General features: G+C 69.5%; 33 protein-coding genes and 1 tRNA gene. 31 read left to right on the forward strand and 3 right to left on the reverse strand.

The genetic code is table 11. The annotated features are described in order from the left end of the window. Window positions 1-51: 51 nt before the first annotated feature. Window positions 52-207, reverse strand: coding sequence for a hypothetical protein (locus LY40_RS17555; protein ID WP_183778210.1), 156 nt, complete (start codon window positions 205-207; stop codon window positions 52-54). 339 nt (window positions 208-546) lie between these two features. Here LY40_RS17555 and LY40_RS17560 point away from each other — a divergent pair, with 339 nt between their 5' ends. The 4 genes from LY40_RS17560 (at window position 547) to LY40_RS17575 (ending at window position 2,669) form a co-directional block, all read left to right on the forward strand. Beyond that, entirely contained in the window at window positions 547-972 is a 426-nt protein-coding gene (locus LY40_RS17560) for a DUF3052 domain-containing protein (protein WP_183778208.1), read from the forward strand. A gap of 125 nt (window positions 973-1,097) precedes the next feature. After that, window positions 1,098-1,559, forward strand: a complete 462-nt coding sequence (locus LY40_RS17565) for a peroxiredoxin (protein ID WP_183778206.1) — start codon at window positions 1,098-1,100, stop codon at window positions 1,557-1,559. A gap of 45 nt (window positions 1,560-1,604) precedes the next feature. Continuing rightward, window positions 1,605-1,679, forward strand: a tRNA-Val gene (locus LY40_RS17570). A gap of 84 nt (window positions 1,680-1,763) precedes the next feature. After that, window positions 1,764-2,669, forward strand: coding sequence for a tyrosine-type recombinase/integrase (locus tag LY40_RS17575; RefSeq protein ID WP_183787557.1), 906 nt, complete (start codon window positions 1,764-1,766; stop codon window positions 2,667-2,669). Here the strand turns inward: LY40_RS17575 and LY40_RS17580 are convergent. After that, complete coding sequence (locus tag LY40_RS17580; RefSeq protein ID WP_183787552.1) at window positions 2,666-3,397, reverse strand: hypothetical protein; 732 nt, start codon at window positions 3,395-3,397, stop codon at window positions 2,666-2,668. The two genes, LY40_RS17575 and LY40_RS17580, sit on opposite strands and share 4 nt — an antisense overlap. Window positions 3,398-3,514: 117 nt before the next feature. Beyond that, complete coding sequence (locus LY40_RS17585) at window positions 3,515-3,964, reverse strand: helix-turn-helix domain-containing protein (RefSeq protein ID WP_183787551.1); 450 nt, start codon at window positions 3,962-3,964, stop codon at window positions 3,515-3,517. Between the two features lie 190 nt (window positions 3,965-4,154). On the opposite strand from LY40_RS17585, the gene LY40_RS17590 reads away from it, so the two are divergent. The 27 genes from LY40_RS17590 (at window position 4,155) to LY40_RS17715 (ending at window position 17,786) form a co-directional block, all read left to right on the forward strand. Next, window positions 4,155-4,499, forward strand: coding sequence for a helix-turn-helix domain-containing protein (locus tag LY40_RS17590; RefSeq protein ID WP_183787550.1), 345 nt, complete (start codon window positions 4,155-4,157; stop codon window positions 4,497-4,499). After that, window positions 4,496-4,744 (forward strand): hypothetical protein, encoded by a 249-nt coding sequence (locus LY40_RS17595; RefSeq protein ID WP_221213709.1) that lies wholly within the window; start codon window positions 4,496-4,498, stop codon window positions 4,742-4,744. Before LY40_RS17590 ends, LY40_RS17595 begins: the two co-directional genes overlap by 4 nt. Before the next feature lie 67 nt (window positions 4,745-4,811). Continuing rightward, window positions 4,812-5,216: a DUF732 domain-containing protein gene (locus tag LY40_RS17600; RefSeq protein WP_183787549.1), complete on the forward strand. Its 405-nt coding sequence runs from the start codon at window positions 4,812-4,814 to the stop codon at window positions 5,214-5,216. Further along, the gene (locus tag LY40_RS17605) at window positions 5,216-5,527 is read left to right on the forward strand and encodes a hypothetical protein (protein WP_183787548.1); all 312 of its coding nucleotides are present in this window, start codon (window positions 5,216-5,218) and stop codon (window positions 5,525-5,527) included. The genes LY40_RS17600 and LY40_RS17605 overlap by 1 nt, the downstream gene beginning before the upstream one ends. Further along, a complete protein-coding gene (locus LY40_RS17610; RefSeq protein WP_183787547.1) occupies window positions 5,524-5,871 on the forward strand; it encodes a hypothetical protein in 348 nt (115 codons plus the stop codon). Before LY40_RS17605 ends, LY40_RS17610 begins: the two co-directional genes overlap by 4 nt. Beyond that, window positions 5,868-6,173, forward strand: coding sequence for a hypothetical protein (locus LY40_RS17615; protein ID WP_183787546.1), 306 nt, complete (start codon window positions 5,868-5,870; stop codon window positions 6,171-6,173). Before LY40_RS17610 ends, LY40_RS17615 begins: the two co-directional genes overlap by 4 nt. Further along, window positions 6,170-6,316: a hypothetical protein gene (locus LY40_RS17620; protein WP_183787545.1), complete on the forward strand. Its 147-nt coding sequence runs from the start codon at window positions 6,170-6,172 to the stop codon at window positions 6,314-6,316. The genes LY40_RS17615 and LY40_RS17620 overlap by 4 nt, the downstream gene beginning before the upstream one ends. Then, the gene (locus LY40_RS17625; protein WP_183787544.1) at window positions 6,313-6,579 is read left to right on the forward strand and encodes a hypothetical protein; all 267 of its coding nucleotides are present in this window, start codon (window positions 6,313-6,315) and stop codon (window positions 6,577-6,579) included. The genes LY40_RS17620 and LY40_RS17625 overlap by 4 nt, the downstream gene beginning before the upstream one ends. Beyond that, a complete protein-coding gene (locus LY40_RS17630; RefSeq protein WP_183787543.1) occupies window positions 6,576-6,761 on the forward strand; it encodes a hypothetical protein in 186 nt (61 codons plus the stop codon). The genes LY40_RS17625 and LY40_RS17630 overlap by 4 nt, the downstream gene beginning before the upstream one ends. After that, window positions 6,758-6,946, forward strand: a complete 189-nt coding sequence (locus LY40_RS17635; protein ID WP_183787542.1) for a hypothetical protein — start codon at window positions 6,758-6,760, stop codon at window positions 6,944-6,946. The genes LY40_RS17630 and LY40_RS17635 overlap by 4 nt, the downstream gene beginning before the upstream one ends. After that, window positions 6,943-7,659 (forward strand): hypothetical protein, encoded by a 717-nt coding sequence (locus LY40_RS17640; RefSeq protein ID WP_183787541.1) that lies wholly within the window; start codon window positions 6,943-6,945, stop codon window positions 7,657-7,659. The genes LY40_RS17635 and LY40_RS17640 overlap by 4 nt, the downstream gene beginning before the upstream one ends. Next, window positions 7,656-8,057: a hypothetical protein gene (locus LY40_RS17645; protein WP_183787540.1), complete on the forward strand. Its 402-nt coding sequence runs from the start codon at window positions 7,656-7,658 to the stop codon at window positions 8,055-8,057. Before LY40_RS17640 ends, LY40_RS17645 begins: the two co-directional genes overlap by 4 nt. Window positions 8,058-8,123: 66 nt before the next feature. Then, window positions 8,124-8,429, forward strand: coding sequence for a hypothetical protein (locus LY40_RS17650; RefSeq protein ID WP_183787539.1), 306 nt, complete (start codon window positions 8,124-8,126; stop codon window positions 8,427-8,429). Beyond that, window positions 8,426-9,202, forward strand: a complete 777-nt coding sequence (locus LY40_RS17655) for a BRO family protein (RefSeq protein WP_183787538.1) — start codon at window positions 8,426-8,428, stop codon at window positions 9,200-9,202. Before LY40_RS17650 ends, LY40_RS17655 begins: the two co-directional genes overlap by 4 nt. Before the next feature lie 34 nt (window positions 9,203-9,236). Next, window positions 9,237-9,995, forward strand: a complete 759-nt coding sequence (locus LY40_RS17660; protein ID WP_183787537.1) for a hypothetical protein — start codon at window positions 9,237-9,239, stop codon at window positions 9,993-9,995. Then, entirely contained in the window at window positions 9,992-10,273 is a 282-nt protein-coding gene (locus tag LY40_RS17665; protein ID WP_183787536.1) for a hypothetical protein, read from the forward strand. The genes LY40_RS17660 and LY40_RS17665 overlap by 4 nt, the downstream gene beginning before the upstream one ends. Then, complete coding sequence (locus tag LY40_RS17670; protein ID WP_183787535.1) at window positions 10,270-10,752, forward strand: hypothetical protein; 483 nt, start codon at window positions 10,270-10,272, stop codon at window positions 10,750-10,752. Before LY40_RS17665 ends, LY40_RS17670 begins: the two co-directional genes overlap by 4 nt. After that, complete coding sequence (locus tag LY40_RS26550; protein WP_504968460.1) at window positions 10,749-11,120, forward strand: DUF6248 family natural product biosynthesis protein; 372 nt, start codon at window positions 10,749-10,751, stop codon at window positions 11,118-11,120. The genes LY40_RS17670 and LY40_RS26550 overlap by 4 nt, the downstream gene beginning before the upstream one ends. Further along, window positions 11,117-11,695, forward strand: a complete 579-nt coding sequence (locus tag LY40_RS17675; protein WP_258937453.1) for a hypothetical protein — start codon at window positions 11,117-11,119, stop codon at window positions 11,693-11,695. Before LY40_RS26550 ends, LY40_RS17675 begins: the two co-directional genes overlap by 4 nt. 99 nt (window positions 11,696-11,794) lie before the next feature. After that, entirely contained in the window at window positions 11,795-12,226 is a 432-nt protein-coding gene (locus LY40_RS17680; protein ID WP_258937454.1) for a RusA family crossover junction endodeoxyribonuclease, read from the forward strand. Between the two features lie 4 nt (window positions 12,227-12,230). Further along, entirely contained in the window at window positions 12,231-12,455 is a 225-nt protein-coding gene (locus tag LY40_RS17685; RefSeq protein WP_258937455.1) for a hypothetical protein, read from the forward strand. Beyond that, a complete protein-coding gene (locus tag LY40_RS17690; RefSeq protein ID WP_258937456.1) occupies window positions 12,452-12,658 on the forward strand; it encodes a hypothetical protein in 207 nt (68 codons plus the stop codon). The genes LY40_RS17685 and LY40_RS17690 overlap by 4 nt, the downstream gene beginning before the upstream one ends. Window positions 12,659-12,776: 118 nt before the next feature. Then, entirely contained in the window at window positions 12,777-13,505 is a 729-nt protein-coding gene (locus LY40_RS17695) for a DNA-methyltransferase (protein ID WP_258937457.1), read from the forward strand. Between the two features lie 76 nt (window positions 13,506-13,581). Next, complete coding sequence (locus LY40_RS17700) at window positions 13,582-14,217, forward strand: hypothetical protein (RefSeq protein WP_258937458.1); 636 nt, start codon at window positions 13,582-13,584, stop codon at window positions 14,215-14,217. 134 nt (window positions 14,218-14,351) lie between these two features. Beyond that, a complete protein-coding gene (locus LY40_RS17705) occupies window positions 14,352-14,735 on the forward strand; it encodes a hypothetical protein (RefSeq protein WP_258937459.1) in 384 nt (127 codons plus the stop codon). 863 nt (window positions 14,736-15,598) lie between these two features. Then, window positions 15,599-16,096 (forward strand): phage terminase small subunit P27 family, encoded by a 498-nt coding sequence (locus LY40_RS17710; RefSeq protein WP_258937460.1) that lies wholly within the window; start codon window positions 15,599-15,601, stop codon window positions 16,094-16,096. Beyond that, window positions 16,074-17,786, forward strand: a complete 1,713-nt coding sequence (locus tag LY40_RS17715; protein WP_258937461.1) for a terminase large subunit — start codon at window positions 16,074-16,076, stop codon at window positions 17,784-17,786. The genes LY40_RS17710 and LY40_RS17715 overlap by 23 nt, the downstream gene beginning before the upstream one ends. Window position 17,787 lies beyond the last annotated feature (1 nt).

Consider the following 17,787-nt stretch of genomic DNA (forward strand, 5'->3'; position numbering starts at 1 on the left):
GGGGTCTCCTCGCCAGTCGTCGCTGTTGTTTCCAGCTTCTCGTCACTGTTGTCACTGCGGTTGTTCGGGACGCGCCTCGTCCGAGGTCCGGCCGCCGGATGCGCGCGGGTGTTCGGCGCGGTCCGGCGAGCCGGGCACGGATTCGGTGCGGTGACCCGGTGTGGGCCGTTCGAGGGACATGGTCGTCGCATCCACGAGCCTTGTCATCGCTACTCGGCGGTAACGCTGACGCGGCGGTTTCCCGGTCATCGGCCCCGGTCAGTCCCCTGTCGGGGACCGGTGAGCCCACCCTAGACCCGCCGCGCTCGCGGCGTGTGTCGAGTCGGTTCCATGCCTCTTCTACGCGCGCGCGTGCGCGCGCGTCAACTCCGGGTTCCGGCAGGACTGCGGCCGCGCCGGCGTGCGATGCTGGGCACAGGCGACGGGCCAGATCCGGTGTGGACGGTTGCATCGGAGCCGCGCTCAGTGTTCGCTTGACCCAACCGTGTAAGCAGTGCGGCCGGAATCCGCCGGTCGCGCATCGTCGTTCGTTGGAGGATTGAAGTCGTGGTCGCCGCGGGAGACGCTGATCAGCACAGCGTCGCCGAGAGGCTTGGCATCAAGCCGGACATGGTGGTCCAGGAGATCGGCTGGGACGAGGACGTCGACGACGACCTGCGCGCGGCCATCGAGGAGCACACCGGTGCGGAACTCCTCGACGAGGATGCGGACGAGGTGATCGACGTGGTTCTGCTGTGGTGGCGGGACGGCGACGGCGACCTCGGCGACGCCCTCGTCGACGCCAGGGCGCCCCTCGACGACGAGGGCGTCGTGTGGGTGCTGACCCCGAAGACCGGGGAGGCGGGTCACGTCGAGCCCAGCGAGATCGCGGAGGCCGTGCCGACCGTGGGCCTGTCGCAGACCTCCAACCTGTCGGTCGGGGACGGCTGGACGGCGACGCGGCTCGTGCCGCGGTCCACGTCCCGTCGCTGAGATCATCCGCCGTAGATCACCGGCGCCCGCTGTGGCCCTGCCGGGTCGCGTTAGGGTGGACGGGCACATGCGGCCGCGCCGGGTCTCGGCGGGCCGGACGAGCACGCGCGCGAGAGGAATCTCCTATGGCGGTCGAGGTCGGTTCGCAGGCCCCGGACTTCACGCTGAACGACTACAACAAGCAGGAAGTCACCCTGTCGTCGTTCCGCGGGGACAAGCCGGTACTGCTGGTCTTCTACCCGTTCGCGTTCAGCGGCATCTGCCAGGGTGAGCTCTGCCAGCTCCGTGACGAGTTCGCCGACTACGACAACGAGGGCGTGCAGGTTCTCGGCGTCTCGGTGGACACCCCGTTCTCGCTCAAGGCGTGGGCCGAGCAGCAGGGCTACCAGTTCCCGCTGCTGTCGGACTTCTGGCCGCACGGCGAGGTCGCCACGAAGTACGGCGTGTTCAACGACCAGGCCGGTCTCGCGGTGCGCGGTACCTTCCTGATCGACAAGGAAGGCGTCGTCAAGTACGCCGAGGTGAACCAGCCCGGCGAGCCGCGTGACCAGGAGGCCTGGAAGAAGGCCGTCTCGGAGCTCGGCTGACGAGGTTGTCGGGTGGCCGGTGCCGCAGGCGCCGCCACCCGTGACGGGCGCATAGCTCAGCGGAAGAGCACCTGCCTTACAAGCAGGGGGTCGCTGGTTCGAACCCAGCTGCGCCCACCATATAGCTCTCACCTGCGGAAACGCCGATTTGGGGCTCGAACCGATAACTTGCACAGCGCACAGCGAAACGATAATTTTGCCCTCATGCGTGCGCAATGGGAGTCGTTGATCCGGGACTTCGGCAAGGTGCTGGCCGCCGAGAACAAGGCCGATCGCACCATCGAGGCCTACCTTTCGTCGGCCCGGTCGCTGGCCGATTGGCTCGAGGAACACGACCGGCTCGTCGCGCCCGACGACCTCACGCGCCATGATGTCGGCGACTGGATCGCCGATCTCGTGGCGACCCGCTCGGCCGCGACGGCGAACGTGCGCTACCGCAGCGCGCAACAGTTCTTCAAGTTCCTCGTGGTCGAGGAGGAGATCGAGCGCTCCCCGATGGAGCACATGAAGCCGCCGCACGTGCCCGAGAAGCCGGTCGATGTGCTGCCGCTCGAGACCGTGCGGGCGCTGCTCAAGCAGTGTGACGGGCGCGATTTCCTGTCCCGACGCGACGCGGCGATCATCCGCCTGCTGATCGACACCGGCGGGCGCCTGTCGGAGATCGTCGAACTGACCGTCGACGCTGTGGACCTCGAGCAGGATCAAGTGCACGTCCTCGGCAAGGGTCGGCGGCCGCGGGTGCTGTCGATCGGGTCGAAGACCTCGCTCGCGCTCTCGCGGTATCTGCGGGTGCGCAGCAAACATCGGCAGGCCGAACGGCCGGGGTTGTGGCTGGCTACGAAGAACCGTCCGCCGATGACAGTCAACGGCTTCAAGCTGATGTTGCGTCGCCGCGGCCGCGAGTTGGACCCGCCGATTCAGAACCTGCACGCGCACCAGTTCCGCCACACGATGGCGCACGAGTGGCTCGCCAACGGCGGCAGCGAAACCGACCTGATGCGCAACGCGGGCTGGCGCTCGCCGCAGATGCTACGCCGCTACGGCGCTTCACTGGCCGACGAGCGTGCCCGCGATGCGCACCGGCGGATGGGGCTTGGCGACCGGATCTAACGCTGCGGATCGACGAGCTCGGCGACGGTGTCGACGAGCGAGAACACCAGCGACTGCGGGCCGCGGTCGGAACGCCCATCGTCGGGCCGGTCACGGCCGGGGTGGGTGTGCTCGCCGGGAAGGCCGTCCGGGCGGGCGCCGGGCCGGGGTCGCTCGGGCTCGGTGTCCGGCTCGTCGCTGTCGTCCGTGTCCGGCGGCGGCTCGGTGGTCGTGGTCGTCGTGGTGATGGTCGTTTCGTCGTCAGGCGTCGCGGTCGGTGTGGTGGTCGAGACCGTCGGGTCGGTCGTTGGCGGGGTCGGCCTGCTTGCCCGTGTGGTGCCGGGCGCATGACCGGTCGTCGTGGGGTTGGTGGGGTCGTGCTCGGCGCGAGGGTCGACGGGCTGTCGCCGCACCGGTTTCCGTGTGAGTATCGGCTCGGATAGCTGCGTCGTCTCCGCGGTGCCGCTGTCGCCGGCGGCCGGCGCGTCGGAAGTGGGGGCCAGGGCGGGGCGCACGACCAGCAACGTGGTGGCGACCGCGGCGGCGACGGTCACGCCGCCGAGTGCAAGCGGTCGCCCGTGCGCCTGCCGCGTGCGGGCCGTCGACCGTGGAGGCGAGGTGTCCGGTTCGGACGGCGGAGGGGTGAGTGCACGGTCGGCGTCGGCGTAGACGCGCAGCCACGGTTGGCGGTCGACGAACGTTTGGCGGAGCCGCTGACGATCGCGGGCGCGCCTACGTCGCAGGGTCACCACGGCGAGGGTCGCGCCTACGCTGATCAGGGCGAGTGTGATTGAAAGTTGTATCGGGAACACTCGGGCAGGGCTACCCCGCGTGAGCAGGCATTTTCAATGCGTGCCCCGTCGCGGTTAGCCGCCCGTGTTCGCATCGTTACGGGCTGCTGCGCCATTTGGGCGGCTACCCGTGCGTTCATGTAACACCCGGAGCCGCTCGGCGACGGTGACCCGCCAATCGGCGATGGTTTCGCGTTTCTCGCGCCGCGACAGGCTCGAGGCGATGACTTCTTCCTCGTAGGGGTCGCGCGGGTCGTTCAGATCGATCACTCCGACGTCGTCGGTGTCGTCGTTGACGTACTCAGGTTCGCCGCCATTGCGGATGCGGTCGAGGCTGCCGAGCTTCCAGCCGAGCGCCTTCTCGATCCGTGATTCCTTCCCCTCGCTCAGGCGTAGCCCGTTCTCGAGGTTCTGAACCGTCCCGCGTGACACACGAGCGGCCTTGGCGAGTCCGATCTGACTCCAGTCGTGCTCTTCCCGCGCGGCGCGTACGTACCTCCGCACACCCTGCCCATCACTGCCCATGTGTGCACGATCCCGCTTAGGTCTGCCCATCGGCAATGCCGATTGTCCAACGACAGTGGGCCGAGTTCGGCGAAGTTGGGCGTTCGTGAGCCTGTTTGGCATGACCCAAGTGTGCCTGACGCTGCCCAAACGGCACAACTAGTCGGCACATGGTTGCAAGTTTGAGCAGTTTTGGGCATAGTTCGGCGACATGCCAGCCGTTCCCACAGACACCGGCGCCGACATCCGCCGCGCATACGAGGACGCAGGACTGTCCCGGCAGGCGTTCGCCGCACTGGCCGATGTCCCGCCCAAGACCATCACCAACGTCACCAGTGGCGGCCACTGCTCGCGCAGCACCGCTGCCCGCATCGCCCACGCGCTGAACCAGGCGCGCGCCCGGCTCGGCCTCGTCCGTGACTGGACCCCAGATCGCGTTCTGGGCAAGCGGCCTGAGCCGAGCCGGCCGCGCGACAACCGCCCGCCCAAGGACACCCCGAAACCACCGCCCGACGCGCCGGCACGCAAACAGCCCAAGAAGCAGGTCGCGGCATGACCCCGGAACAGCGCGTCATGCGCGCCCGTATCGCCGCCCACGCCCAGCACGCCCAGGGCCGGACCAACACCGCCGCCGCGCGCAAGGCGTTCGCAGACCGGTGGGAACGCGAGGTCGACCCCGACGGCGTGCTCGCGCCGGTCGAACGTGCCAAGCGCGCCGAGCACGCCAAGCGCGCCCACTTCCAGCGTCTCGCGCTCAAGTCCGCACAGTCCCGCGCCCGCAAGACCCGCAACGCGGCATGAGTGCGGCCCCGGCGCTGCAACGCCGAGGCCGCTGAACACCGGCACCAACTACCGAAAGGAAACACCGGTGAACATCACCCATCGTATCGCCGCCGCGGCCGTCACGGTCGCTGCTGCCGCAGCCCTGTCCGGCTGCGCCACGGAGGTCGTCGGGGAGGCTGTGCCCGCGCCGCCGACCACCGAGGCGCCGGTCGGCCCGCTGCCCGCCGCCCCGGATGCGCCGCGCGAGTTCGACGAGATCGGCGCGCAGGCGTTCGTCGACACCGTCCGCGAGGAAGGGATCCCGTTCGGCTCCGAGGCCGACCTGCTTGCCCTCGGCCGCATCGCGTGCCCGCACCTGGTCGGCCACCCCCCGTCGATCGTCGACGCCATCGCCACGTTCGAGAACGCGGGGTACGCCACCGACGACGCCGGATTCATGGCCGGAGCCGCGACCGTCATGTGCTCGTGGGAACAGGGCGGTGACATCTGATGGCCGCGACCGACATCGACCGCATCGAGGCCGTCACGGCCCACGCACGCGAGCACGGCCTCGTCGGCACGATCAGCACCATCGGCGTCGGCGGCGCGCTCCCGCCGACCGTGTGGCTCAACAACACGCAGGCATTTATCCCGTGGGCTCGGGCGGTCAGCGCCGAGACCCTCACGGCCCACGGCAACTACCAGACCTGCAGCGGCACGCTGCGCGACGGCACGCCCGTGCTGGTTCAGGCCGCCCGGGGAAGCGAGGCGTCGCTGACGATCGCCGTCGAGGACCACCCCGAGTCGGGTGAGTCCGCATGATCCCGCTGACCTGGTGGATCGCCGCCAACTCCGTCGTCACCGTGCTAGCGGTCGTGCTCGCCGCCGCGGCGTTCCTCACCTACCGCAGCTACATGCGCCACGCCCGCAACGTCGTGCAGGCGCACGAGCGGTGCGGCCACTGCCGCCCTCCGCATCTGCGACGCGGCGAGTACGCCACCGGTGGTCGTGTGTCTCCCGAGGCGCCCGCGGAGCGCACCCAGCCCGGCGACCTGCCGCTGCTGTGCGGCGACGACCGGCCCGTCAGGGGTCGGCACGCCCTCACCGACGACACCCGCCACATGCCCGCCATGGGCAACCTGCACGCCGGGGGTGAGCCCCGATGACCCCGCGCGAGCAGACCGCCATGATCCGCCGCGCCCTCGCCGACGCCGGGTACCGCGTTGCGTCGCTGCACCTGCCGGACGGCACCCCAGTGCCGCGCAGCGTGACCGTCGGCTCCCGGAGCCTGGACGCCCACGTGCTGTCCGAGATCACGGTCGACGAGGGCGGCGCTGCCGCGCTGAACGTGCTGCGCCGCCTCGTCGACGACTATCTCGGGGCGTGCGCCGTGGTGAGCACCCAGACTTCGGCCCCGCGCCACATTCGGGTACTGCTGCCCGCCGATGCCGGGGGTGTGGACCAGTGACCGCCCGGTGGCACGACACCCGCCCCGAGCCGCGCGACGACGCCGGCCCCGGCGCACTGGCCGGCTGCGCCTTCCTGGCGTTCGTCGCCATCTACATGGGACTGCACGTGCTGCTGTGGGTCGGCCAGGTGGTGATCGCGTGACCGGCAACGAGATCGCCCTCATGTATCAGGGCGGCACGGACCGCCTGCTGCAGGCGTTCGATACGCGTGAGGTCACGCCCGAGCAGGTTAGGGACCGGCTGTCCGAACTGGGCCGCGCCGACCCCGAGTCGGGTCACGGCTGGGAGGACGAGTTCGTCGCCGCGGTGCTGACCGCCATCCGTGACGGGCATGCCGACCCGGTGCGGCTCGCTGGCGACGCGCTGATCGTCACGTCCGCCGACTTCCCGAGGTGGTACGCGTGACCTGTGTCCCGCCCCGTGGCCCGGCCGACTCGTTGGTCGGCGCCCGCGACTGCCCCGAACACCCGGCTCCGCGCCCAGAGCTTCCGCTCGTCAGCGCGATGCGGTGGACGCCCGACTTCCCGGTCTACCGGCCGTCCGATTTCGACACCCCGCCCTACGTGCCGAGGCGGGTGGTCGCGTGATCGACCGCGACCGGGTCGAGCTGCTGTTCCGGCTGCACGGCGTGCCCTGCCCCACGTGCGGCGTTCCGGCCGCCGCGGTGGTGCGCACCGACCGGGGCACCGCCACCGCCCACTACGCCAACCCCGACACCGGCAGCGGCCGAATCTGCCCACACCCGTCGACCGACCAGGAAGTGCACGGATGAACGAGGAAACCGCGAAAGCGCTGCGGGCGCCGTTCCCCGACGAGGACATTGGCAAGCTGCCGCGCGTGACGTGCAAGGCATGTCGCGAGCGCTCGTGCCAGAACCACCGGACGCAGAAGTGCCAGGTGTGCGGCAGCTACATCAGTACTCAGCATATCCACCTCGACTACGTCGGCCACGCCGAACTCACCGACCGGCTGCTGCAGGTCGACCCCGAGTGGACGTGGGAACCGGTCGCGTGGAGCGCCGACGGCACCCCGCATATCGACGCTGTCGGTGGCATGTGGATCCGGCTGACCGTGGCCGGGGTGACGCGGCTCGGTTACGGCCATCCGGACGGGAAGCGGGGCGGCGACGCGGTCAAGGAGATCATCGGCGACGCCCTGCGGAACGCGGCCATGAGGTTCGGGGTGGCGCTGGATCTGTGGCGCCGCGAACCGGCGCACCTCGACGACACCGCCGAGCCCGAGCAGCAGCAGGCGACGCCGACTGCGGCGACCACGGACATCGACAACGCGATCAAGAACATGCGCGACTGGATCGCCGGGGCGGGCATGACCGACCGCGACGAGGTGCGCGCGTTCGTCAACAAGATCGTCGGGCGTGAGGTCGACGGGCCGCAGTCCATGAGGCGCACCGAGATCGAGCGCGTCACGCAGCGCGCCCGCGAGATCGCCACCGAGAGCAAGGCGTCCGGAGGTGGTGAGTCGTGAGCCGTACCCCGCCGCCGATGATCCTGTCCACCCCGGATCTGCTGCTCTGCCCGCTGTGCCTTGACACGCCCATCGGTGACGGGTACGTCGAGCTGTGCCCGTCGTGTGACGCGACGTGGCAGTCGGGGACTGACGGCCCCGGCCAGTGGGTCGAGCACGACGCGCCGCAGTGCCGCTCGACGATCCAGCCGCACCGGCACCGGGTCGACATGCCCTCGCTGTCGTGGCGCTGCGCACTCGCCGACGGCCACGACGAGTGGCACCGCACCTCACAGGTGCCCGGCCTCGAGTGGAACGACGATCACCACGCGCACACGTACCTGCCTGGCCTGCCGACGATCGACTGCGCCACGGGCGATCCGTGCGAGTGCGACGCCGACATCCCCGCCGAGCTGTGACCCGTGGTCGGCCGTGCCCGTGCAGGGGCGGGCACGGCCGACCACCCCATCCCCGAGGAGACACCGATGCCCGGAAACCCCGTCATGCGGGCACGTCGCGAACGGGACGCCTGCCCGCCCATCACCCCGGCCGAGGCCGAGCAGTGGGCCGACCGCGCGGTCGAGGACGCGTTCGACCTGATCGTCGACGTGCGCGAACTCGACCCGCGCGAGACGTACGGACGCCTCGTGCTGTGGGGCCGCCAGTCGCCCGCGCGGCTCGTCACCGCCTGCTACGCGCTCGCCGCCATGCACGACCCCGACACCCCGGCCGCCGACCTTCAGGCGCGCCTCGACGCCACACCCCGACCCGCCCAGGAGACAGCCGCATGACCGACCTGACCCCGTTCACCTACGGCACCGAATCGATCCGCGTTGTCACCGTCAACGGCGAACCGTGGTTCGTCGCCGCTGATGTCTGCCGGGCGATCTCCGTCGACATCACCCAGACCCGCCGGCTCGAGGACGACGAGAAGGGTCTGCACTCAGTACAGACCCCCGGCGGGCACCAGTCCGTGACGATCGTGAACGAGCCGGGGCTGTACTCGCTGATCCTCCGCAGCCGCAAGCCCGAGGCGCGCCGTTTCCAACGGTGGATCACGCACGAGGTGATCCCCTCTATCCGCCGCACCGGTGGCTACGGGCAGCCGCAGATCCCCGGGAGCTACGCCGAAGCGCTCGAAGCCGCCGCGCGGCAGGCACGCGAACGGGAGGCCGCCGAGCAGCGCGCCCGTGAACTCGAACCGTCCGCGAACGCCTGGGAGATGCTCGTCGACGCCACCGGGGACTACTCGATGCGCGAGGCCGCGCAGATCCTCGACCGCGACCCCGCGATCAACATGGGGCAGAACCGACTCGCCCGCTACCTGCGTGAAAACGCGTGGGTGGACCGCAAGGGCACGCCGTATCAGCGCAAGGTCGACCGCGGCCAGCTCGTCGCGCGCATCCTGCCGTACCAGCACCCGCACACCGGCGAGTCCAAGCTCGACACCCAGGTGCGTGTGACGGCGAAGGGGATGCGCGAGCTGCACCGCATGCTCGGCGGCGAGCGGCCGTTGCGGCTCGACCCGCCACCCGAGGCACAGCCCGCCCTGCTCCCTGCCTGAACCATTCGCACCGAGCACGGAAGGTGCCCGACCCATGCCCCGTATCCGCACCTACAAGCCCGACTTCTTCAAGTCCCTGGACGTGTCGGCCCTGCCATTGCGCGCACGGCTGACATGGCTCGGCCTGTGGACGCAATGTGACGACCACGGCCGCTTCCTGGATCACGTGAAGCTGGTCAAGGCGGAGGTGTGGCCGCTCGACGACGTCTCTCTGCGCGACGTCGCCGACGACCTCGACACGCTCGCCGCCGCCGGGCGCATTGTGCGCTACACCGTCGGCGACCGGGACTACCTGGCAGTGCAGAACTGGCACCACCACCAGTCGATCAACCGCCCGGCCGGACCGAAGTACCCGGACCCGCCGGAGCCGATCGCGGCACCCGCCCCGGGCGAGTCGGGGCACTGTCCACACTGCTGGCACCTGCTCACGGAGGGCTCAGTGAGCATTCACGGAGCCCTCCGTGACGCCTCACGCCAGGAAGGGAAAGGAAAGGAAGGGAGGGGAGGGGACGCGCGTGAGCGCGCGGACCCCCCACCCCGAACCTGCGCGAAGCACCAGAACACGACCAACCCGCCCGCTTGCGGTGGCTGCCGCGACGCTCGCCACGCCTACGAGCAGTGGGAGCAGCACCAGCAGCAGACACGGGCATCGGTCGCCGACGAGCTCGCCCGCGCCCGCGCCGACCCCGCCCTCGTCTGCGAGCACGGCCAGGACGGCGGCCGGCACGTTCGCAGCGATACCGGCGAACGGCTGTGCGCCATGTGCCGCCGAGCCGAACGGTCAGTCGCATGAGTCCCGCGTGGGTCGTGGTGTGCGCCTGCGGTGCCCTGTCCGACCCGTCCGACGTCGTCGACGACCTCGACGGCTGGGAGGACGACCACACGCAGCACGACTGCACCCACGTCGACCCGGGCGAGTGGGACGAGCACATCGGAGTTCGCCGCTTCCCGGCCCTTCCTGCGATGACCCGCTACGAGGTCGACCTGCCCACCCCCGCTCGAGACACACCCATCACCCCGGCCCGCCGGCCGCAGACCGGCCGACGCCGCACCCACTGGAGACCCGCATGAGCATCGACGACCCGACCGTCGAGGACACCAACGAGTTGGTCCGCCACTACCTCGAGGCCGCGTATCGCTGCATCGACGGCGACACCGCCGGAGGCGCATCCGCGCTGTCCGAATACGTCGACTACGTCGACCCCGAGGAAGGATTTGCCCGCCTGTGGGCGATCGCCTGCGTCGCCCCGGTCCTCACGGCCACCGCGGTGAAGCGGCTCGCCGACGACGGCCAGGACGGGTTCTGGCACGTCGAGGCCGACGTCGACGACATGCCCACGGACGTGCGCGCAGCGGTCCAGTCCACCTCGTACGCCCTCAACGACGACACCGAGGCCGTCGCCGACATCGTCGCCGCCCACTACCGCGCCGCAGGCGGCCCCACCCGCCCCGAAAACAGCACCACCGCGCTCATGCGGCTGGTGGTCGAGCACCTGCACCTGATCGCCCCGATGATCGAGGCCGGCGCGCTCACCCCGGAGAGCTCGTGACCACCCCGGCCGTCATGGGCACGGACGCCGCGGCCTGGGGCCGCACTCACGTGTGGACCCGCGACCTCCGCCGCGACCACGACAACGTGCCCGGCCTGACCCACAGGTGCCCGTGCCAGTGGGGGCCGTGCGGCCACTGCGCCGCCGACCGCCACGACCAGCGCGTTCACGAACGCCACCCCGAAGCAGCCGGCCAGCCGACGCCCGAGGACTGGCTCACCACCCCACACGGGCTCGCAGCGCGCCATCTACGAGCCCGTGTGGCTCGCCGACCGGGCGTGCAGCTGGACCTGCCCCTGCGCCGCCACCCACACCACACAACCCGCCCAGCCCGAACAGCTCGCACTCATCTGAGGAGATCCACATGACCCTCATCGGATCAAAACCCGACGTCGACGTTCCCGACCTGCCCACGCCGTGGACGTCCGACGGCGACGCCATCCTCGACGCGAACGGTCGGTACGTGTTGGCCGTCAACCCCGGGATCACCCACCTCGACCGACACCTGATCGCGAAAGTCGTGGCCGCCACCATCAACCTCGCCCACGGCCGACGAGACGACAACGACCCGACCACGCTGCACTACTCCCGCGAGCACTGCGCCCACATCGACTCCGACGGCGACGTGTGGGACCGCGTCGGCACCACGCAGGAGGAATGGCCGCCGCTCGCCGACGCGATGACGGTGTCCGCCGACGACCTCGACCACACGAAGCCGAACCCGCTCGCCCGCGCATCCCAGGGGCTCGACCCGTTCCCGCTGCCCGACCCGCTCGGCCACGTCCTCCCGGGCGACCCCGACCCCACCGCGAAACGCGTCAGCGGGGCGGACTGCGACGCCGAGTGGGACGCGCTCCTCTGCACCCGTGAGGCCGGCCACCCCGGCCACCACATCGCCGGAGGCGAAGACGAGGTCGTCGCCGTGTGGAGGGACGACGTATGACCGCCCAGCAGTTCACACGCGCCGACACGACACCCACCGAGGGCGACCCACTGCGGACACCCCGTCTGCGGCCCGCAGAGCGGCACTCAGACGTTCCGCGTGTTCGTCCCCGGCAACCCCGCCCCGCAAGGGTCCAAACGACACATGGGCAACGGCGTCATGGTCGAGTCTTCAAAACGGGTCAAGCCCTGGCGCGCGGACATCCGCGAACACGTCCTCGCCCGACACGACGGCACGCCCCTCGACGGGCCCATCGTGGCGTCCCTCGTGTTCTTCATGCCCCGGCCCAAATCGCACTACCGCACGGGGTGCAACGCCCACCTGCTGCGCAGCAGAGCGCCCACGCGCCCCACGGGCAAGCCCGACATCGACAAGCTCGCCCGCGCCGTCCTCGATGCCCTCGGCAGCGACGGACTCAACATCTGGCACGACGACGCCCAAGTCGTCGAGCTCCACGCCAGCAAGCACTACATCTTCGCGCCCGACAAGAAGCCCGGCGTGCTCATCAGACTCAACCCGCTGGAGGGCTGAACCCATGGACACCGACCGCAGTGCGACTCGCCCCGAACAGCCGGACGGCATCGATGACCACTCGTACGACCTGCCGTCACCAAAGCACGCCGTCAAGCGCATCCACGAGTTCCTGACGGAATACGGCGACGGGCTGATCGAACCAAAGGTTTGTCCGGAGTACGAGGGCACCATGCCGCCGCTCTACGCACGAGACCTTCAAGCGCTCGCGAACGAGGCCGACCGGTGAGCATCGACTACATCCGCCGCCACTACGACGTGCCCGCCAAACGCGGCGGACGCATCCGCGACTACCAGGGCCGCACCGGCACCATCACCGGCACCGCGGACGCCAACCTCACCGTCCGACTCGACGGCGACCACCACCCCTCCCGCTACCACCCCACGTGGCAAATCGAGTATCTGCACGACGACAGGACGACAGACGCATGACCGGTGCTTGCGTGCAAATCGGACGCTTCGTAGTATTTCCCTTCGCTGAGTGTGCCTCCCCGACAGTCAGCAGGCTGTCGACCTCGGTTCGGTCCATCCGTATCCCGGGAAAGGCGCCATGCATCAGCTGCACCACGGCGACGCGCTCGCCGTCCTGCCCACGCTCGACGCGTCCAGTGTGGACACGATCATCACCGACCCGCCCTACAACTCCGGCGGCCGCACCGCGTCCGAACGCCGCAACCAGACCGCCAAGGACAAGTACGTCTCCGGCGGCAGCGGCGTCGAAAAGGCCCTCGAGGACTTCACCGGCGACAACCGCGACCAACGAGGGTTCCTCGCATGGCTGTCGCTGACCCTCGGCGAGTGCCTCCGCGTCGCCCGGCCCGGCGCGCACCTGCTCGTGTTCTCCGACTGGCGCCAGGCGCCCGTGACCAGCGACGCGCTCCAGGTCGCCGGGTGGACCTGGCAGGGCACGCTCGTGTGGCACAAGCCCATCGCCCGGCCGCGGCGCGGCGGGTTCAAGGCGAACGCCGAGTACATCCTGTGGGGCACCAACGGCAAGTTCGACGGATCCCGCGAGGTTTACCTGCCGGGCGTGTTCAGCGCCAGCCAGCCGCGCGGCCGGCAACGTCGCCACATCACGCAGAAGCCCGTCGACGGGCTACTCGACGAACTCGTGGAGATCTGCCCGTCAGGTGGAACGGTGCTCGACCCGTTCGCCGGCTCCGGCACGACCGGCGAGGCCGCCCTACGTTCCGACCGCTCGTTCGTCGGCATCGAACTGTCCGACCACTACCACCGCATCGCACGCGACCGCCTCGACGAGGTCAGCTCCACCCCCTAGCCGGGGGTAACGCTTGGCTCGGGGGCGTCGCAGCTGGGAGGCCTGCCGCCCCCGAGCCAACCATTGAGGAGTGTGCATGAACGACCACGTCCAGCGCTGCGCCACCTGCCCGCCCGGCAACCCCCGCCAAGCCGACAGCGGCCTCGTGTGCTTCCAGTGCTCCAACCGCATCCTGCGGCAGCTGCGCGAACTCGAGGAGTACCTGCCCACCCTGCAGCTCGAGAAGCGCCGCGGCGGGGCAGAACGCGGCGCCCCCGGATTCGCGTCCACATCGCCCGCCGACGACACGACCATCCACCACACCGATTGGCGCACCAACTGGTCTGCCCTCGACGGTCTCGGCGCCGTCGCCACCATCCACCAGTGGGCCCGCGCCGTACGCGAAGATCGGGCGTTCAAGCCGCCCCGGCACGTCACCCTCACCACCGAAATCGAAGCGCTCCGGCAGAACCACTCGTGGCTCACGTGCCAGCCGTTCGTCGACGAATACGCCCGCGAACTCCGCGAAGTGCACGGTGCTGTGCGCGCAGCGGCCGGCGACCCCGCTCCGCATCCGGTCGGGCGATGCATTACCGCAGATCAACACGGCGACTGCGGGGGCACTGTATACGAGCGTCTCGACTTCGGTGGTGTGCAATGCGCAAGCTGCCACCGCATCTACGCCGGTCTCGACCTCGTCAGGTTGCGAGTTTCGCAGACAGAGGCAGGATAAGCCTCTCGAACGTGCCAGTTCGGCAAGTTGAAAGGAAATCCATGCGAGCAAGCGAGAAAAATTCATTCCAACCAATCCGGTGTCGACTTTGCGGCTACCCGGCGATAGTCGATCAGAGGTCCGAGCCAAAGCAGATGGCGAGCTCAGAAATACCGGCGTTCCGAGAACGTGAGCAGCTGCGCAAGGAGCGCCGGGTAGCGCTTGAGGATTCCGGCGTCAACTTCGACGATGTGGGCGCCGAGTTCGGCCAGGAGTGCCCTAACGACACCCATGACTTCGAAGAGATCTCGTGGGCATACTCGTGGGTCAGCCGCACCGTGCAAGACAGAGTCGGTCGGTGGCCGACCCTCAACGAACTCCGGTCGGCGGTTCAGGCTGCGCGAGAGTTCAGCAAAGAATACAGCGGGAAAGACGACGGTATGTTGATCGTTACCCATAAGGACGGCGTCACGATGAAACTGGACGACTGGCCCGGACTCGACAGGTTCGTACCGAAACGACACGACCAGGAGGAGTAGACGCCAATGCCCCGACTTTCGGCCCCCCTAGCTCTCCTCGCGCTTCGCCAATCGGGCTACATCGTTACTGCCGCCACGTTGCGGTCGTGGGTCCACCGTGGACATATCACCCGAACCGCCAGCGGCTACAGCCTCGAGGAGATCACCACCTACCTCGACCGGCGGGACACGCCGAGAGATCACCCCGACATTGCCGCAGGTCGAGACATGTGCAACGCTGTCTGAGGGGACAAGTGCATCCGAAGCCCGGCAGACCGTAGTAGAGACGGACTGCCGGGCTTCGTCATGCCAGGTGGGGGGTGAGGCAATGCCCCGCGCCGCCAAGCCATGCTCAACCCCGGGCTGCCCCGAACTCGTCGACACGGGAACGGGACGCTGCGCCGACTGCAGCACCCACGCCGAGCGGGCCCGAGGCACCGCAACCCAACGGGGCTACGACCATCACCACGAGGCACGGTTCCGGCAAGCAGTGCTCGCACGCGAACCGATCTGCGGTCGCTGTCGCCGAGCATCGTCGGAACACGCTGACCATTGGCCGCTGTCGCGGCGGCAGCTGCAGCAGGCAGGACACGATCCCAACGACCCGGCGAACGGGCGCGGGCTGTGCGCCAGCTGCCACTCGAGCGAGACCGCCCGGCATCAACCCGGCGGCTGGCACGTTCACCGAACGTGACGACCGACGTGACCCTCTGACCTGCGGAAACACGCCCCACCGAGCCGCGACCCTCTGACCTGCGGAAACGGGGTGGGGGGTGACCCCCGAGGCGGGGAAATCCTGGACCGCCGGGGAGGTAAACGGCTGGGGCCGCAGCTGATCAGGTTTTCGCGGACACGGAGAGTGCCGAGACGGGGGTGAGGCAGCCGTGGCTGACCCCGTGCGCAAGAAGCCGCACCTGCAGGCGGTCCGTGAGGGCAACCCGGGGAAGCGTGCGCTCGACGAGGGGCTGCAGCTGCCGCCGGGCGACCTCGAGGAGCCGGACTGGCAGGAGACGTTCCCGACGGTGAAGGACCGGTCGCGGCAGGCGATCAACCGCCGGGCGCGGGAGGTGGCGCGGCGCGAGTGGCGCCGCGTGGTGCCGGTGCTCAAGCACACGGCCGGCCTGGCCGCGGTGGACGCGGCGGCGTTGCAGGACTACTGCATCTGCGTGGCTCGGATCGACCAGTGCGAGCGGGACCTGTCCCGCCACGGGCTGGTGATGGAAGGCGAGCGCGGGATGCAGAAGAACGGCTCGGCGACGATCGTGTCCCAGTACCGCGCCCAGTACAAGATCTACCTGCGCGAGTTCGGTCTGTCGCCGTCGGCCCGGGTCGGCATCAAGCCGCCGGGGGACGACGACGATGACAGCGACGTCTTCGACTGAGCTGCCGGTTCCGCGGGATGCGCTACTCGAGCTGGGCCTGACCGACGAGCAGATCGACGAGGCCGTCGAGTCGACACCGCTTGTGGTGGCGTGCCAGGCGCAGCGGCAACCGGGCGCGTGGTTCGACGTCGAGCGGGTGCGGCGTGCGCTGAAAGCCTTGGGCCAGTTCCGGCACACCAAGGGCCGGTGGTCCGGCCGCCCTTTCCGTATTGGCCAGGGGCTGGCGCCGTGGCAGGTGGTGTGGGTCATCGCCCCGGTGTTCGGGTGGGTGGTCTGGGACGAGGAGATCGGCGAGGTCGTGCGCGTCGCGCGCACGGTCTGGGTCGAGGTACCGCGGAAGAACGGCAAGTCGACGATCTCGTCGGGCATCGCGAACGTGTTGCTGCTCGCCGACGGCGAGGCCGGCGCCGAGGTGTACGCCGCGGCCGGTTCGCTGGACCAGGCGGGCCGGGTGTTCGAGGACGCCAAACGCATGTGCCTGACGTCGAAAGCGGCCCGCTCGCGGGTGCAGGCGTTGGCGTCGGTGATCCGCGTTCCGAAAACGGGCGGGGTGCTGCGAGCGCTGTCGAAGATCGCCGAAACCGCGCACGGTCTCAACGTCAGCGGTGGCGTGATCGACGAGGTGCACGTCCACAAGTCGCGGCACCTGATCGACGCGATCGAAACGGGCACCGGTGCCCGGTCGCAGCCGCTGATCGTGTTCATCACGACGGCCGACGAGGCCACCGAAGGCAGCATCTACGACGAGAAGCATTCGTACACGCGCAAGATCGCCGACAACGTCGTCGAGGATCCGTCGCACTACGGCGTGATCTGGGCGGCCGACGAGGGCGACGACCCGTTCGCCGAGGAGACGTGGCGCAAGGCCAACCCCGGGCTGGGCACCTCGCCGACGCTGTCCTACATCCGCAAGGAAGCCCGCAAGGCCGAGACCACCCCGAGCTACTTCCCGACGTTCTGCCGGTTGCACCTGAACCGCCGCATGCGGGACCAGGCACGGCTGATCGACATGGGCCTGTGGGACGGCAGCGCCGGAATGACCGACCTCAGCCGGGTGCAGGGACGTCGCGCGTGGGGCGGGCTGGACCTGTCGGCCGTATCCGACTTCACCGCGTGGTGGATGGGCGTCGAGACGTGGCAGCCGCACATCGAGCTCGAGTTCTTCTGGCGGTTCTACGTGCCCGAGGACCGGGTCGACGAGCTCGAGCGCCAGCTGCAGGTGCCGTTGAAGCAGTGGATCCGCAACGGGTTCGTGCGCGCCACCGAGGGCAACGTCATCGACTACACGGCGGTGCAGGCCGACGTGCTGGCCGACTGCAAGAAGGTCGACATGCAGCGCATCTCCTACGACCGCATGTTCGCCGGCCAGATGGTGCAGGAGCTGGACACGCAGCTGCGGGGCGTGGACGTGGTGCCCGTGGCGCAGACGTTCCTCGGAATGTCGCCCGCGATCAAGGAGCTGCAGCGGCTCATCGGCGAGGACGCGCTGCGGCACGGCGGCAACCCGGTGGCCCGGTGGATGGCGTCGGTGGTGGAGACCAAGGACGACGGCAACGACAACCTCAAGCTCGTCAAACCCGAGCGGCAGAAATCGCAGGCCCGCATCGACGGCATGTCGGCGCTGGTGACCGGTTTGGACGGATACGTGCGCCGGCCGGTGAAGAAGAAGACGAAGGTCGTCGCACTGTGAG

It is taken from the genome of Prauserella salsuginis, from assembly GCF_024648885.1.
Taxonomy (GTDB): domain Bacteria; phylum Actinomycetota; class Actinomycetes; order Mycobacteriales; family Pseudonocardiaceae; genus Prauserella; species Prauserella salsuginis.

Coding starts and splice junctions, on each gene's coding strand:
- LY40_RS17555 (WP_183778210.1), bottom strand. CDS start 207: ATGACAAGGCTCGTGGATGCGACGACCATGTCCCTCGAACGGCCCACA.
- LY40_RS17565 (WP_183778206.1), top strand. CDS start 1,098: ATGGCGGTCGAGGTCGGTTCGCAGGCCCCGGACTTCACGCTGAACGAC.
- LY40_RS17575 (WP_183787557.1), top strand. CDS start 1,764: ATGCGTGCGCAATGGGAGTCGTTGATCCGGGACTTCGGCAAGGTGCTG.
- LY40_RS17585 (WP_183787551.1), bottom strand. CDS start 3,964: ATGGGCAGTGATGGGCAGGGTGTGCGGAGGTACGTACGCGCCGCGCGG.
- LY40_RS17590 (WP_183787550.1), top strand. CDS start 4,155: ATGCCAGCCGTTCCCACAGACACCGGCGCCGACATCCGCCGCGCATAC.
- LY40_RS17595 (WP_221213709.1), top strand. CDS start 4,496: ATGACCCCGGAACAGCGCGTCATGCGCGCCCGTATCGCCGCCCACGCC.
- LY40_RS17605 (WP_183787548.1), top strand. CDS start 5,216: ATGGCCGCGACCGACATCGACCGCATCGAGGCCGTCACGGCCCACGCA.
- LY40_RS17610 (WP_183787547.1), top strand. CDS start 5,524: ATGATCCCGCTGACCTGGTGGATCGCCGCCAACTCCGTCGTCACCGTG.
- LY40_RS17615 (WP_183787546.1), top strand. CDS start 5,868: ATGACCCCGCGCGAGCAGACCGCCATGATCCGCCGCGCCCTCGCCGAC.
- LY40_RS17640 (WP_183787541.1), top strand. CDS start 6,943: ATGAACGAGGAAACCGCGAAAGCGCTGCGGGCGCCGTTCCCCGACGAG.
- LY40_RS17650 (WP_183787539.1), top strand. CDS start 8,124: ATGCCCGGAAACCCCGTCATGCGGGCACGTCGCGAACGGGACGCCTGC.
- LY40_RS17655 (WP_183787538.1), top strand. CDS start 8,426: ATGACCGACCTGACCCCGTTCACCTACGGCACCGAATCGATCCGCGTT.
- LY40_RS17660 (WP_183787537.1), top strand. CDS start 9,237: ATGCCCCGTATCCGCACCTACAAGCCCGACTTCTTCAAGTCCCTGGAC.
- LY40_RS17665 (WP_183787536.1), top strand. CDS start 9,992: ATGAGTCCCGCGTGGGTCGTGGTGTGCGCCTGCGGTGCCCTGTCCGAC.
- LY40_RS17670 (WP_183787535.1), top strand. CDS start 10,270: ATGAGCATCGACGACCCGACCGTCGAGGACACCAACGAGTTGGTCCGC.
- LY40_RS17675 (WP_258937453.1), top strand. CDS start 11,117: ATGACCCTCATCGGATCAAAACCCGACGTCGACGTTCCCGACCTGCCC.
- LY40_RS17685 (WP_258937455.1), top strand. CDS start 12,231: ATGGACACCGACCGCAGTGCGACTCGCCCCGAACAGCCGGACGGCATC.
- LY40_RS17695 (WP_258937457.1), top strand. CDS start 12,777: ATGCATCAGCTGCACCACGGCGACGCGCTCGCCGTCCTGCCCACGCTC.
- LY40_RS17700 (WP_258937458.1), top strand. CDS start 13,582: ATGAACGACCACGTCCAGCGCTGCGCCACCTGCCCGCCCGGCAACCCC.
- LY40_RS17705 (WP_258937459.1), top strand. CDS start 14,352: ATGGCGAGCTCAGAAATACCGGCGTTCCGAGAACGTGAGCAGCTGCGC.
- LY40_RS17715 (WP_258937461.1), top strand. CDS start 16,074: ATGACAGCGACGTCTTCGACTGAGCTGCCGGTTCCGCGGGATGCGCTA.